Source organism: Marinovum sp. E3 (assembly GCF_055755275.1).
On sequence record NZ_CM146908.1, the window covers coordinates 954,672 to 968,382 of the forward strand.

At 64.9% G+C, this 13,711-nt stretch carries 12 protein-coding genes; 4 read left to right on the top strand and 8 right to left on the bottom strand.

Annotation, left to right across the window (positions count from 1 at the left end):
- Positions 1–40: 40 nt before the first annotated feature.
- Positions 41–1,558, bottom strand: a complete 1,518-nt coding sequence (locus AC0J5K_RS04710) for a GAF domain-containing protein (protein ID WP_082154409.1) — start codon at positions 1,556–1,558, stop codon at positions 41–43.
- A 77-nt stretch (positions 1,559–1,635) separates the two neighbouring features.
- A complete protein-coding gene (locus tag AC0J5K_RS04715) occupies positions 1,636–1,905 on the bottom strand; it encodes a hypothetical protein (RefSeq protein WP_274564754.1) in 270 nt (89 codons plus the stop codon).
- 70 nt (positions 1,906–1,975) lie between these two features.
- Here AC0J5K_RS04715 and AC0J5K_RS04720 point away from each other — a divergent pair, with 70 nt between their 5' ends.
- Entirely contained in the window at positions 1,976–2,566 is a 591-nt protein-coding gene (locus tag AC0J5K_RS04720; RefSeq protein ID WP_283638394.1) for a YeiH family protein, read from the top strand.
- 66 nt (positions 2,567–2,632) lie between these two features.
- Here the strand turns inward: AC0J5K_RS04720 and AC0J5K_RS04725 are convergent, their stop codons facing one another.
- From AC0J5K_RS04725 to AC0J5K_RS04750, 6 genes are all read right to left on the bottom strand, one after another.
- Positions 2,633–4,432: an NAD(P)/FAD-dependent oxidoreductase gene (locus AC0J5K_RS04725; protein WP_274564756.1), complete on the bottom strand. Its 1,800-nt coding sequence runs from the start codon at positions 4,430–4,432 to the stop codon at positions 2,633–2,635.
- 189 nt (positions 4,433–4,621) lie between these two features.
- Complete coding sequence (locus AC0J5K_RS04730) at positions 4,622–5,362, bottom strand: sulfite exporter TauE/SafE family protein (protein ID WP_048530414.1); 741 nt, start codon at positions 5,360–5,362, stop codon at positions 4,622–4,624.
- Positions 5,363–5,428: 66 nt separating this feature from the next.
- Entirely contained in the window at positions 5,429–6,400 is a 972-nt protein-coding gene (locus AC0J5K_RS04735; protein ID WP_274564758.1) for an ABC transporter substrate-binding protein, read from the bottom strand.
- Positions 6,401–6,428: 28 nt separating this feature from the next.
- Complete coding sequence (locus AC0J5K_RS04740) at positions 6,429–7,256, bottom strand: ABC transporter ATP-binding protein (RefSeq protein ID WP_274564760.1); 828 nt, start codon at positions 7,254–7,256, stop codon at positions 6,429–6,431.
- The gene (locus AC0J5K_RS04745) at positions 7,256–8,014 is read right to left on the bottom strand and encodes an ABC transporter permease (protein WP_048530417.1); all 759 of its coding nucleotides are present in this window, start codon (positions 8,012–8,014) and stop codon (positions 7,256–7,258) included. Before AC0J5K_RS04745 ends, AC0J5K_RS04740 begins: the two co-directional genes overlap by 1 nt.
- A gap of 12 nt (positions 8,015–8,026) precedes the next feature.
- On the bottom strand, positions 8,027–9,424 hold the full coding sequence (locus AC0J5K_RS04750; protein WP_274564762.1) for an amidohydrolase family protein: 1,398 nt from the start codon (positions 9,422–9,424) through the stop codon (positions 8,027–8,029).
- 188 nt (positions 9,425–9,612) lie between these two features.
- Here AC0J5K_RS04750 and AC0J5K_RS04755 point away from each other — a divergent pair, with 188 nt between their 5' ends.
- The 3 genes from AC0J5K_RS04755 (at position 9,613) to AC0J5K_RS04765 (ending at position 13,499) form a co-directional block, all read left to right on the top strand.
- Positions 9,613–10,473: a LysR family transcriptional regulator gene (locus AC0J5K_RS04755; RefSeq protein ID WP_371398852.1), complete on the top strand. Its 861-nt coding sequence runs from the start codon at positions 9,613–9,615 to the stop codon at positions 10,471–10,473.
- A gap of 99 nt (positions 10,474–10,572) precedes the next feature.
- Positions 10,573–11,802 carry a GNAT family N-acetyltransferase gene (locus AC0J5K_RS04760; protein WP_274564766.1) on the top strand — a complete coding sequence of 410 codons (1,230 nt, stop codon included), beginning with the start codon at positions 10,573–10,575 and terminating at the stop codon, positions 11,800–11,802.
- Positions 11,803–12,056: 254 nt separating this feature from the next.
- The gene (locus AC0J5K_RS04765) at positions 12,057–13,499 is read left to right on the top strand and encodes an NAD-dependent succinate-semialdehyde dehydrogenase (RefSeq protein WP_274564768.1); all 1,443 of its coding nucleotides are present in this window, start codon (positions 12,057–12,059) and stop codon (positions 13,497–13,499) included.
- The last annotated feature ends 212 nt before the right edge of the window (positions 13,500–13,711 follow it).

The window sequence follows — 13,711 nt, forward strand, 5'->3', positions numbered from 1 at the left end:
GAGGACCAGGCCGAGCGCGCCGGAGGCGGTCTTGACCGGTCTAGCCCGGCGGCGCCGGGTCCGCCGAAGCGGCGATACGATCCGTTGGCAGGCGCAGGGTGCAGAGGAAGCCGGTTTCGTCCAGCTTTCGCTCGCAGGTGCCGTCCAACCGCCCTTCGACCATGAGCTGAATGAGCTGGGTGCCAAAGCCGATGCGTTCAGGATCGCTCGGGGTCGAGGCAAGCGGCGCGTTGCGGGTTTCGCGCCATTCGAGCACGAGATGGCCCTGCGTCGTGTCGTAACGGCCGCAGATCGACAGGCGCGCGTCTTCATAGGCCGCGTTGTGTTTCAGTGTGTTGGTCGCCAATTCGTTGAGCACCAGCGCCAGCGGCATGACCGTCTCGCCACCGACGACAAGTTCGGGTGTCTCGATCGTGATGCTGCCATGGTCGGGCAGGATCCCGATCGCGGCCCGGATCAGGGCCGGCAGCGCGAGGCCTTGGCCGCCGTCCTCGACGGCGATGCGATTGGCCCGTCCGACGGCCATCAGCCGGCCCAGAAAGGCCTCGTCGAGCTCTGCCTTGTCCTTGGCCACTTTCGAGCAGCTGCGGTAGATCGAGGCCAGGACGGTCAGGCTGTTGCCCACCCGGTGGCTCATCTCGCGCCGCAGGGTCTCGCGGTGCTCGGCGCTTTCCTTGCGTCGGATGGCGACACCGATTTGGCTGCCGATGGTCTGCAACATGCGCAGCAGCTCGCTGTCGAGCCGAGCCTCTTCGGTGCCGAAGAACTCCAGCACGCCATGCACCTGGCCGCCCTGCGACACCGGCAGGGCAACCGCCCGGGTGAGGCCGACCTGCGAAAAGGTATCGCGCCGGACGAACTGATCGGAGGCGGAGAGGTTCTCCAGCGCCTCGAGCTGGCCGGATTGCCAGGCCCGCCCGGGAAGCCCCTCGCCCCGGCGAAAGCGCAGCGGGGCGGTGACCTCGACAACGGGGGCGAGGCGCGGATCGGCGAGGTGCCAGATGCCCGTCGGATGCAGGCGGGCCTGGCGGCCGGTGCCGCGCACCACGTGGAAATGCCCCGCCTTCATGCCCGAGACCGAGCAGACGGTGTCGAGGCAGAACTGGGTGAACTCGTCGAGCGAGACATCGTCCAGCAACTTCTGCGCCACCGCCAGGAGCGCGTCGGCCTCGCGTGCGCGGAATTCCTGCTCGCGGCGAGCGGCCTCTTCGGCGACCATGCTGCGGATAAAGGCGTAAAAGCAGCGCTCCTCGCGCATCGGAAAGATCGACAGTTCGACGGGAAACTCATGCCCGTCGCGGTGCATGGCAGTGATCTGGATACGTTGTTCGAGAACCGGGCCTTCGCCCGTGCGGTTGTAATGCGCCAGGCCCCGGGCGTGGGCCTCTCGATATTGCGGAGGAACGATCAGATCGCCCATCGAGGCGCCCAGGGCTTCCTCCCGGGACCAGCCGAAGATCTCTTCGGCAGAGCCGTTCCACGCGGTGACGTGCCCGGATTCGTCCATGCCGACCACCGCGTCAAGCGCGCGGTTGAAGAGAGTTTCCAAAGGTACCATCTGGCTCGTCCGCAGTTTCTGCAACAGCTATCCTCGCTGTGCGGCGGTGTCGAGACAATTGCCCGCAGGCCCAAGGATCACGGGGGTCCGTCCAGCTCGGCCGGTCGCAGCGCGAACGCCTTCTGCCAATGGTCGACCAGCGCGATGGCGGCGTCGTTTTCGGTATTGGCATAGAGCACCATCTCGATGTCCTCATGCCCGAGGTGATGCGCGGTCGAGAGGATGTCGCCGCTTTCCAGCTCGCGGTAACACATGCTCAGCGGCGGCCAGCCCAAGCCCAGGCCTTTCAGCACCAGCTCCTTGATACCGCTCGAAAGTGCGGTTTCGCACAGCGAGTTGCGCGACATCTGCCGACGCCGCTCGAACCGATGGACCGGTTGAGCGAGGAACTGGGCGATCTGCGGCGCGTCGGCGGCCATGGCCCTTGCAGCGGTCCTGCCCAGGAATGAGAATTCCGAACGCAACCTCGTCTTTACCGTGATCAGCGTGACCCTGCTCAGCACGGTGGCGATGGTCGTCTATCCGATGCTGATGACCCTGCTCGGCTTTGACGCGCGCGCCGCCGGCCTGTTTCTCGGCGGCACGATCCACGATGTCGCCCAGGTGGTGGGCGCGGGCTACACCATGTCGGAAGAGACCGGCGACGTCTCGACGGTGGTCAAGCTGATGCGCGTGTCGCTGCTGGCGCCGGTGGTCTTCCTGATCGCGCTCGCCGCACGCAGGGTTGGCGCCACCCGGCAAAGGGCGCCGCTGCTGCCGGGCTTCGTCCTGGCCTTCCTGGGCTTTGCGATGATCAATTCGGTGACACCGATGCCCGAGGGCCTGACGCGGACGATCGGCGACGCCTCGGGATGGCTGCTGCTCACGGCAGTCTCGGCGGTAGGAATGAAAACCTCGTGGAAACAGGTGCAGGACGTCGGCGGGCAAGCCTTTGCGCTGGTGATCTGCGAGACGCTGATCCTGGCGGGGTTCTTCCTGGGCGGATTGTGGTTCCTCGGCACGTCATGAGCGCCAGGGCTCGGCCGTGAGGGGGAAAATGCGCCCGGGCCGGGAGCGGGCCCGGGCGCCCGGGCATCACGACAGGTGATGCACCTCCTGCAACCCGTAGACGGGGGTATCGAGGCCCTCCATCCGGGCCTTCAGTTGCAGCGCGAGATAGAGCGAATAATGCCGCGACTGGTGCAGGTTGCCGCCGTGGAACCAGAGATTTTCCTGCTGGGTGGGTTTCCACATGTTGCGCTGTTCGCCCTCCCAGGGGCCGGGATCCTTGGTGGTGTCGGAGCCGAGGCCCCAGACCTTGCCGACCTTGTCCGCGACCTCTTGAGAGATCAGATCGGCGGCCCAGCCGTTCATGCTGCCATACCCCGTCGCCATCACCACCAGATCGGCCTCGAGCCGGGTGCCGTCTGCCAGAACAACGGCATCTTCCTCGAAATGATCGACCTGACCTTTCACCAGCTTGACCTCTCCATCGATAATCAGCTGGCTGGCGCCGACATCGATGTAGTAACCCGAGCCGCGGCGCAGGTATTTCATGAACAGCCCCGAGCCATCGTCGCCCCAGTCGAGCTCGAAACCGGCCTTCTCCAGCCCGGCGTAGAACTCGGCATCGCGCTCGCGCATCTGGTCGTAAAGCGGGATCTGGAAGTCATGCATGATCTTGTAGGGCAGGGAGGCAAAGATCATGTCGGCCTTTTCGGTGGTCACCCCGTTGGCCACGGCCTCTTCGGAGTAAAGCCCGCCGAGACCGATATCCATCAGCGTCTCCGAGCGCACGATATGTGTCGAGGAGCGCTGCACCATGGTCACATCGGCATCCGCCTCCCAGAGCGCGGCGCAGATGTCATGGGCGGAATTGTTGGAGCCGACCACAACGACCTTCTTGCCGGTCCAGGCGTCGGGGCCGTCGTGCTGCGAGGAATGCTGGACCTCGCCCTTGAAGGTTTCCATGCCGGGGAAGTCGGGCAGGTTCGGTTTGCCCGACATGCCGGTCGCCAGCACAAGCTGGGTGGGGCGCAGGGTGAGCGTTTCGCCGTCGCGGTTCACCGTCACGGTCCAGCTTCCGGTGTCCTCGTCATAGCTGGCCTGCTGCACCTCCGAGCGGGTCCAGTAGTTCAGCTCCATGACCTTGGTGTACATCTCGAGCCAGTCGCCGACCTTGTCCTTGGGGGTGAACACCGGCCAGTTGTCGGGGAACTTGATATAGGGCAGGTGGTCGTACCACACCGGGTCATGCAGACAGAGCGACTTGTAGCGGTTGCGCCATTGGTCGCCGGGGCGGTTGTGCTTGTCGAGCACGATGGTCGGCACGCCGAGCTGGCGCAGCCGCGCACCCAGCGCGATGCCGCCCTGACCGCCGCCGATGATCACCGTATAGGGCTGTTTGTCATATCCCAGCTCGGCCGCCTCGGCCTCGCGCTTTTCCTTCCAGCTCGCGCGGTTCTTTTTCGCGCCGTGCTCGGCCCCGATCGGCCGTCGCGTGCCGCGATTTTCTTCGAAGCCTTTCAGCTCGGTCAGCGCCGTCAGCAGCGTCCAGATCCGGTCGTCCTTGAGCCGCAGAAGCCCCCAGCCGCGCCCCGCTGCGGTCTCGAAGGTGATCCAGGCGGTGATGACGCCGCCGTCTTCGGCCGGCAGTTCGCCGGATTGAAGCTGAAAATTGCCGGGGCGGGTGTGCGCCAGCTGACGGGTCAGCATCTCGGCGACGCCCGGGGGGCCTTCGACGGTCTTGAGGTTCCAGCTCACCGCCACCAGATCGCGCCAGTAGCTGTCGGTGGCAAAGAGATCGCTGGCACGCCTGACGTCGCCCTCCTCCAGGGCGGCGTTGAAACTGTCCAGGACCAGCTGGGTGCGGTGTGTCACCGTTGAATCGAGCATCGTGTTCCTCCTCCTGATGCACGTGGATGTGCGAGGAGTATCGCGGTGCCGCCCGCTGCCGATCCATCAAAGCCTGCGGTTCGGGCCGGGGAAAATGCGCTCTGCGCTGCGGCATGTTGCAGGCGCAACAGCGGCGCAACACAGGCTGTTGCCCGGCCCGAGGATGCAACCGCGCCCTGCGCCTTTCGGTCAGAGGCTGAGCAGCAGCATGGCCGTGGTCGCCGTCAGCACCACCAGCAGAACTTTGCGAAACAGCGCCTCGGACAGTTTCCGGGACACGCCCGACCCGGCGGCGATGCCCAGGATCAGCGCCGGCGCGAGCCATGCCGCCAGCTTCAATGTCTCTGTGCCGAAGCCCGACACAAGCGTATAGGTCAGCACGTTTGCGCCATAGGCGAAAACAAAAAAGGCGAGGATGGTCGCGCGCACCGAAGTCTTGTCGAAGGCGCGCAGCGACATCCAGGTGGCGGCCAATGGCCCCGGCATGGCCAGCATCCCGCCCATGATCCCCGCCAGCGTTCCGATGGAGGCGGTTTCCACGGCGGCCGGCGGCGGCTTTGCCCGCCCGGACGCCCGGCGCATGTCGGCGACAAGCGTGAAGGCGACAAATGCCACCATGGCAGCCGCAACCAGCTTCAACGCGGCAACGTTCAAAAGGCTTTGCAGGCCGAGGCCAAAGGCGATCCCGGCACTGCTGCCGGCCATCAACCAGAGCAGAACCCGCTTTTCCACGCCGCCGCGCAGCATCGGGGCCAGGATGAGTGCGATGGCGAGGTTGTGCAGGGCGCTGATCTGGATCGCCTCGGCGCCGTTCAGCGCGACCAGAAAGATCGGCCCGGCGATGACGCCATAGCCGATCCCGGTGGCCGCCTGAAGCGTGGCGGCGCCAAAAACCGCGAGGCCGAGCAATGTCAGAAGCGCAGGATCCATGAGGCAAGTCCATGAAAAGGGCCGGATCACCGCGGTGACCCGGCCAGAAGGGGAGCTGTGGCGAGATCAGTTCAACGCGACCCGACCGGTATCGATGTCGGACAGGAAGCTGCCGTCGACATAGGCGCCGATCGACGCGCGGGTCGGAACCTCGCCCTTGATCGAACCGCGTGCGTTGATCCAGACGCCTTCCTCGACCATCAGATCGATCAACGCATCATCCAGCCCGATTTCGAAGGCATAATTGGCCGAGGCCTCGGCCACTTCGTCGGGCTTCAACGTGCCGCCCAGCACGCGCGAGACCGCTTCATGCGAGGCTGCGGGATCAGAGGTCACGACCTGTTCGGCCTCAAGCAATGCGGTCAGAACGGCAGAGACCGCCGCCGGGTCGTCGTCGATCAGCTCTTGCGTGGCGACAAGGATGAAATGGGTGTTGTAGCTGGAGATCGGGATTTCCCGATATTTCTCGCCGAGGGTCTCCTTGGCGCCGCCGTAGAAAGACGGGAACATGGCGCCGGCAAAGATGTCGCCGCGCGACAGGGCCGGCACGATATCGGGCGGGCCGACCGAAACGATCTCGGCCTCGATCGCGGCGTCCTTCAATTCGTTTTCGAGCCAGAAATGCACATTGGTGCCGGCGGTCACGCCAATCGGCTTGCCGGCCAGATCGGCCACGCTGTCGATCTCGGGGCCGCCGGTGTGGATGATGCGCGTCGCCCGATATTGCGACAAGCCGGCGATGACCTTGAAGTCCTGTTCGCGCATGGCGCCGATGACGGCGGGAAACTCGGCCATGACCGCGACATCGAGCTGACCGCCAAGCAGCGCCTCAAAGGCGGCGCGGCCGGACTGGAAGGGGATGACATTCACGTCAAGCCCGTGTTTGGCGAAAAGGTCGTGATCCATCGCCACGGACAGCTGCGGAATGTCGAGATAGGCGCCGCCGCCGAAGGTGATTTCGGTGTTCTGCGCGGTGGCCCCGGTCGCCAGGATGGCGAGGCTGCCGGCAAGAAAGGTGGATTTCAGAATATGGTGCATTGTTTCCTCCTGTTGGTTTGTGTCTTGTTCAATGATCCTCGGCGCCGGGCTGACGCAGAAGGCCGATGATGTGGTTGCGGTTCTTCAGGAAGCTTTCGGTCACCTCATGGGCGCGGCGCGGGCGCTCGTCGGTGATTTCCATGGTTTCGATGATGCGCCCCGGCCCGGCGCTCATGATGTGGGCGCGGTCGGACAGGATCAGCGCCTCATCCACGTCATGGGTGACAAAGATCACCGTGGCCTTGTGCGCCTCCCAGACGCGAAGCAGGATCTCGTGCATCACCACCCGGGTCTGCGCATCCAGCGCGCCGAAGGGTTCGTCCATCAAGAGCACCTTGGGCGAGGTCACGAAGGTCCGCGCCAGCGCCACCCGCTGCCGCATGCCGCCGGAAAGCTGGCCGGGATAATTGGCCTCGCGGCCTTCCAGCCCGGCTTCCTTCAGCGCTGCCATGGCGCGATCGCGGCGCTCCTGCTTCGAGATCGGAAAGCGTTTCAGCGCGAACATCACGTTGCCGAGCGCTGTGAACCAGGGGAACAGGGCGTATTGTTGAAAGACCACGCCGACGTCGGGGTTGATGCCGGTCACCGGCTCGCCATCGAGCTTGATGACCCCGCCCGAGAGCGGCACGAAGCCACCGACGGCATTCAGCAAGGTCGACTTGCCGCAGCCCGACGGGCCGATCAGCGAGACGAAAGAACCGGGGTCGATCACCAGGTCGGTGGGGGCGAGGGCTTCGATCTTCTTGCCCTTGGGGCCCTTGAAGGTGACGGCGGCGTTCTCGACGTCAATTCTGCCGACCTCGGTGTTGGTCATGGTCTGAGGTTCCTCGACGATTTTCAGTGCTGCATTCTGCATCATGCGCTCTCCCAATGGACCAGCCGGCGGCTGATGAGGACAAAGACCGAGTCGAGCAGGGCGCCCAGGATGCCGAGCTCGATGAGCCCCACGAACATCCGGTCGGTCTGGATGAATTGGCGGGCGTCCTGAAGGCGGAAGCCGATGCCGGAGGATGCGCCGCTGAGTTCCGCCGCGACGAGGCTGAGAAAGGCCAGGGCGGCGCCGAGGCGGAGTCCCACCACGATATGCGGCGCGGCGGCGGGCACGACGACCTCGAAGAACTCGCGGAACCGGTTGGCGCCCAGCGACCTCGCGGCGCGGATATAGGTGCCGGCGACGGAGGAGGCGCCGGCGTGAGTGTTGAGCCAGACAGCCAGGAACACGGTGTAGGAGATCACGAAGTACTTTGATCCCTCGCCGATGCCGAACCAGACGATGGCGATCGGCACCAGCGCAATGGCGGGGATCGGCCTGAGCAGCGTCAGGAAGGGTTCCAGCGCCACCGAGAAGGCAAAGACCCGCGCGGTGAGCAGCCCGATCAGCACCCCCAGCGTCGAGCCGATGGTGAAACCGATGGCGGCGCGTTTGAGCGAGATCTGAAGGTCGGAGATCAGCACCCCGTCACGGTAGAGCTCGACCGCGGCGGCCAATACCTGTGGTGGCGTTGGAAAGAGGTTCTGGTTGACGAGCCCGAAGCCCGAGACGATCCACCAGACCGCGATCACGCCGGAAAGCGAGACGGCGAGCTGGCCGTATTTCTTGAGGTGAGTTTCCATCGCGATGCCCTTTCATCTGTTCCGGAAATCGGCCGAACGGCCATGACACCGGATGATCGGCGCGGCGCCGACGGCGTCGCGCGCGCGTTTCCGGTTGGTCTTCAGAAAGTCTTCGGCGTCCCAGCCCACCGGGCGGGATTGCGCCATCACGCAGCGGCCGTCGACGACGACGGCCTCGATCTGGTCGCGGTTGTAGAGCCGTACCAGCTCCCATTCGAAATCCCAGGACGGGGTGACTTCGGGCTGGCGCCGGTCGAGCACAAGGAAATCGGCGCGCTGGCCCGGGGCGATCTGCCCGGTCACATCGCCAAGGCCGGCGGCATCGGCGCTGCCGCGGGTGGCGGCGTCGATCCAGGTCCAGGCCGCGCCGCAGGAGAAATCGGCGTTCTGCATGCCTTGTGAAAACCGCTGCGCAGTCTCGGCCGATTCCAGCAGGCGCAGCGCGTCCGAGCGGGTGCTGTCGGTGCCGATGCCAAAGCGCACGCCGCGCGCGGCGAAGCCCAGCGCCGGGGCGATACGGTCGCCTTTCCAGGCGCTGGCCAGCGGGTTGTAGCTGACCGCCGAACGGGTCTCGCGCAGGATCTCGATCTCGCGGTCGGTGACCAGGGTGCAATGATGGTGGAGCGTGTGCGGACCGACGGCACCGTGGTCGGCGAAATATTCCAGCGGGCGCTTGCCATGGGTGCAGACGCTCCAGTGCACCTCGACATGGTGTTCGTTGGTGTGGATCTGGAACAACACGTCATGCGCTGCGGCGTAGTCCGACAGGGCGCGCAGCATTTCGCCCGGCGCGCTCTGCACCGCGGGAACGCAGAGCGAGGGGGTGATCAGCGGCTGGCCCTTGCAGGTGGCGATATGCGCCTCGGCCTGTTTGAGCGCGCCGTCGATGGCCTTGGCGATGTCGCAGGGCGAGGGCTGTCTCGTGCCGTCGACCGGCAGCGCCGCGCCGGTGGCAGAGACCAGCCGGATGCCCACGTCGGTCGCGGCCTGATGCAGCGCAGCGGCCTTTTCGCCATCGAGCACCGCGAAATTGACGATGCCGGTAAAGCCGCCACGCAGCGCCTCGAGAAACATCCACTTGGCCGAGACATAGACCGTCTCGGCGTCATAACTGCCTTCCATCGGCGTCCAGATGCGGCGCCAGATCTGCGCCGGTTCGCCGCCGGTGATCGCCTTGCCGAAGGCCTGGCCCAGATGGGTGTGCGCATCGATAAAGCCCGGCACGATGGCGCGTTCGGGCAGATCGACGACGGGGGTGCCGGCTGCAACCAGACCGCGCGGCCCGACCTGCACGATCTCACCGTCGCGGACTTGTACCACCATGTCGCTCAGCGCGCCCTCGGGCGTCAGCACGAGTTCGGGGGCCAGCGCATAGCTGCCGCGATTGGTGAGTTCCGACAATCCTGACATGGTTTTCCCAGATCCTTGTTACGCATCTTGCGAGTCGCGGGAACGACCGCTTGCAGAAAGCGTAGACAGGGTCTTCAATAGAAGATAATACTAAATTTTGCGCCACTCATAGGTAAAAACTATGGACTTTAACTGTGATCAATATTCGTCAGCTTGAATGCCTGCGTGCCGTGATGATGAGCGGAAACATGACTCAGGCGGCGGAATCGCTGGGCATAGCGCAGCCTTCGGCAAGCAGCCTGATCGCCAACCTCGAACATGCGCTGGGATTCAAGCTGTTCGAACGGGTCAAGGGGCGGCTGGTGGCGACGCCCGAGGCGAAAGTGCTGATGCCGGACGTGCAGCGCACCCTGGAAAGCGTCGAGCTGACCGAACACCGGGCGCGGCAGATCCGCGACAATCGCCGGGGCGATCTGGTCGTGGTGTCCTATCCCGATATCGCCATCGATTTTCTGCCCGAGGCGCTGAGCGACTTTCTGGCCGACCGGCCATCGGTTCGGGTCCACCTTCAGGCGCGGCGCTCCGAAATGATGACCGGGCTGTTGCAGACCCATGATTTCGATCTGGCGATATCGACCCGGCTGGCCGAGGCACGCAACCTTGATGTGCGGGAATTCGCGGTGCCCTGCATGATCGCTTTTCCGCGCGGGCAGGCGCCGCCGGGCCGGCTGGCGCTGGAGCCCATCGACCTGCAATCGCAACCGCTGATCAGCGTGAGCGCCGGCCACCCGAGCGCCATCCAGCTGTCCGAGCGCTTTGACCAGCGTGGCGTCGGGTATCCCGGCACGGCGGTCGAGACGCAGACCTTCGAGTCGGTCTGCGGTTTCGTGCGCCGTGGCTTCGGCGCCGGGCTGATCGATGCCATCACGGCAAGCCGATACCGGGACGAACTGGATATCGTCGGCTTCGTGCCGACGGTCTGGCAGACGATCTATCTGCTCCGCCCGCTGGACCGGCCGGCCTCCAAGATCGCACGCGAATTTTCCGACATGCTCGCCGCGCGGATCGAGGCGCTGGTGTCCGAGGGGATGTCTGCGCCGGAGGGCTGACAGGGACCGCCAGATCCGCCTGCGGCCTTTGCAATTCCGGCACATTCGTACCGCAATTGGTTGATAGGGTCACGCCGGAGACATGGAAAGAGGTGCCCCGTGAACGCGACCGCTGCGCTTGAGTCCGCGCCCCGATGCGATCTTCGCACCGAGGTGATCGATCGCCTCGAAGAGCTGAACAAATTGCGCCGCGGGTGGGAGCGGCTTGCTGGGATCGATCCCCATGCGGGGTTTTTCCTCTCCTGGGAGTGGATGAAAACCCTGCTCGCCGACAATCCCGGAAGCTGGCACGTGCTGGTCGTGCGCGATGGCTCTGATCCGCAGGAGATTGCCGCCATCCTGCCGTTGCGCCATTCCTTCCACTGGAGCGAAAGCAGCGAAACCTGTCAGACCCGCTACGATGCGGCCGGTCGTTTTGGCCTCAGCGACGCGACCGGCTTTCTCTGCTACCCCGACCGCGAAGACGCCGCCCTTGCGGCCTTGGCACAGTGCCTTTCAGAGATGCCGTGGAAACGCCTCTCCCTGCGCTATGTCGCCGCCCCACATCGGGCCCGACGGTTCGCCGATGCCTTTGACCCCGAGCGGTTTCGAATCCATTGGCCGCCCTATACAGACAACGCCGGACGCACCGACAAGCTCCGGGTGCCGACCGTTGCCTTGCCCGGGAGCTTCGAGGCCTATTTGAATGAGACGGTGAGCAAGAGCATTCGCGGCAAGATCCGCCGCTTTCGTCGCAGGTATCTGGACGACGGCCCTTACCGCATCACGCTGACCACGCCGGAAACCTTCGCCCGGAATGCCGACGCGCTCCAGCATCTGTGGCGTGCCCGCTGGAGCGACACGCTGTCGCCGCAGGTGATGCGGAGCTATCAAAAGAAGCAGCGTTTGCTGCTCGAAAGATGCCAGGACATGGGCACCCTCTTCATGCCGGTGCTTTGGCGGGATCGGCATCCGATCGGCGTTCTGGCCCGGCTGATCGACCGTCGGAAAAAGACGATGACCGGCATGATCGCCGCCCGCGATCACCGCGACGCCTTGCCCTGCATCGGCTTGTTGCTGAACGCGTTCTGTATCGAGGCCGCCATCCGCATGGCGTTGACCAGCTACGAGCTGGGCCACGGCAACGAACCGTACAAATATCAGTACGGCGCGAGCGACAAACACCTGGCGTATCTGACACTCCGCCGCCGTGGAGGAGATACGCCGGACGTCTTCAGCCCCGCGTCGACCGCCGGTGCGGCCCGTCGCGCGCAGAATGAACTCCGGCAGGGCGCACATGGGCGGACCATGGGCATCCTGCGCCAGATCGAGGATGTGTGCGAGGGGTAGGGCTTGCGGCCGGGCGGCCCTTACCTGAAGAACTTCAGCGCCATCGCGGATTTCGGTCCGGCGGCGTAGCCATGCGGTGAAAATCTCGGGTATTGCATAAACATTTAAAAGTATATATGTTTTGATCAACCTGCGGTGCCGCTCAGGCTCGCTGGGTCATGGCAATTGAAATGGCGGCCTTGGCAACGCGCGCATGTGGCGCCGCGACGGGCCCGCCGCCGGCGGTTGAACTCCCCACGAAAAGGACAGAGATAATGAACGCCTATCCAGAGCTGAACCTGTTGATCGATGGCGCCTGGAGGGCGGGTGCCGCCGGGGCCGCGCAGGAGGTCATCAACCCTGCCACGGAAGAGGTGCTTGGCGTGCTGCCCTCGGCCGCGCCCGAGGATCTCGACGCGGCGTTGCACTCGGCCGCGCGCGGGTTTGCCACCTGGCGCGCCATGTCGTCATATGACCGCGCCGCCATCATGACCCGCGCGGCACAGCTGATCCGTGAGCGGGTCGAGACAATCGCCGTCGCCGTCACGCTCGAGAACGGCAAGCCGCTGGCCGAGGCCAGGATGGAGATCGGTACAGTTGTCGATATCCTCGAATTCAGCGCCGAAGAGGGCAAGCGCCTGCATGGCCGCATCGTCGAAGGCCGCGCCGCCGGTGTCCGGCATCACGTGGTCAAGGAGCCGGTCGGCGTTTGCCTGGCGATCACCCCCTGGAACTTTCCGATCAACACCGTGGCCAAGAAAATCGGTGCGGCGCTGGGGGCGGGGTGTTCGGTGATCCTCAAGGCCTCGAACGAAACTCCGGCCGCGGCCGTCCTGCTGGTGCAGGCGCTGATCGACGCCGGCCTGCCCGAGGGGGTGGTGACGCTGGTCTTCGGGCCCTCGGCGCAGGTGACACGCCATCTGATGGCCTCCGACATCGTCCGCAAGGTCTCGCTGACCGGCTCGGTGCCGGTCGGCAAACAACTGGCGGTCCTCGCGGCCGAACGGATGCAGCGCCTGACCATGGAGCTGGGCGGGCATGCGCCGGTGGTGGTGTTCGACGACGTCGATATCGCCAGGGCTGTCGATCTTCTGGTGCCGGGCAAGTTCCGCAACGCCGGCCAGATCTGCATCTCGCCTACGCGGTTCTTTGTACAGGATGCGATCTACGACGATTTTGTCGCGGCCTTCACCACACGTGCGGCGGCGATCAAGGTGGGCGACGGGATGGCGGCGGGCAACATGATGGGCCCGCTCGCCAATGCCCGGCGGCTGGCCGCGATGGACGGCTTTGTCGACGACGCCCGCACACGCGGCGCAACCGTCACCACCGGCGGCGAGCGGATTGGCAACCGGGGCTATTTCTATGGCCCCACCGTCATCAAGGACGCCCCCGACGACAGCCTGGTCATGACCGAGGAACCCTTTGGCCCGATGGCCCCGATGACCCGCTTTGCTACGATCGAGGAGGTGGCCGAACGCGCCAATGCACTGGACCTGGGGCTGGCCTCTTACGCGGTCACCAATTCGCTGGAGCGGGCGAGCCGGATCGGAGAGGTGCTTGCCGCCGGCATGGTGGGCATCAATACCGTCGGCGTCGCCAGCCCGGAAACCCCCTTTGGCGGCGTCAAGGAAAGCGGCTATGGCGTCGAGAGCGGCCCCGAGAGCCTGGAACATTACCTTGTGCCGAAATCCATCGCGCTGAAACCGTATCTGTGACCAAAGCTACCAGTCGAAGAGCGGCCATGTCCGAAAGGGCGTGGCCGGTCTTGTTTCAGGCACGGGCCACTCAGAAGAAATCCCGTCCCGGGCCTGCCGCCGGGCGGGCGTGGCTTGGTGGGTGAGATTTCTATTGATATAAAGGTATATATGTTTTATTGTATCTGCAAGGCGGCGAGTCACCGGAGCCTGACGCTCGATACTTACAAAAA

Excerpts from the sequence above, each read along its gene's own strand:
- AC0J5K_RS04725 (WP_274564756.1), bottom strand. The coding sequence starts at position 4,432 with ATGCTCGATTCAACGGTGACACACCGCACCCAGCTGGTCCTGGACAGT.
- AC0J5K_RS04720 (WP_283638394.1), top strand. The coding sequence starts at position 1,976 with ATGGCCCTTGCAGCGGTCCTGCCCAGGAATGAGAATTCCGAACGCAAC.
- AC0J5K_RS04765 (WP_274564768.1), top strand. The coding sequence starts at position 12,057 with ATGAACGCCTATCCAGAGCTGAACCTGTTGATCGATGGCGCCTGGAGG.
- AC0J5K_RS04740 (WP_274564760.1), bottom strand. The coding sequence starts at position 7,256 with ATGCAGAATGCAGCACTGAAAATCGTCGAGGAACCTCAGACCATGACC.
- AC0J5K_RS04715 (WP_274564754.1), bottom strand. The coding sequence starts at position 1,905 with ATGTCGCGCAACTCGCTGTGCGAAACCGCACTTTCGAGCGGTATCAAG.
- AC0J5K_RS04750 (WP_274564762.1), bottom strand. The coding sequence starts at position 9,424 with ATGTCAGGATTGTCGGAACTCACCAATCGCGGCAGCTATGCGCTGGCC.
- AC0J5K_RS04755 (WP_371398852.1), top strand. The coding sequence starts at position 9,613 with ATGACTCAGGCGGCGGAATCGCTGGGCATAGCGCAGCCTTCGGCAAGC.
- AC0J5K_RS04745 (WP_048530417.1), bottom strand. The coding sequence starts at position 8,014 with ATGGAAACTCACCTCAAGAAATACGGCCAGCTCGCCGTCTCGCTTTCC.
- AC0J5K_RS04735 (WP_274564758.1), bottom strand. The coding sequence starts at position 6,400 with ATGCACCATATTCTGAAATCCACCTTTCTTGCCGGCAGCCTCGCCATC.
- AC0J5K_RS04730 (WP_048530414.1), bottom strand. The coding sequence starts at position 5,362 with ATGGATCCTGCGCTTCTGACATTGCTCGGCCTCGCGGTTTTTGGCGCC.
- AC0J5K_RS04710 (WP_082154409.1), bottom strand. The coding sequence starts at position 1,558 with ATGGTACCTTTGGAAACTCTCTTCAACCGCGCGCTTGACGCGGTGGTC.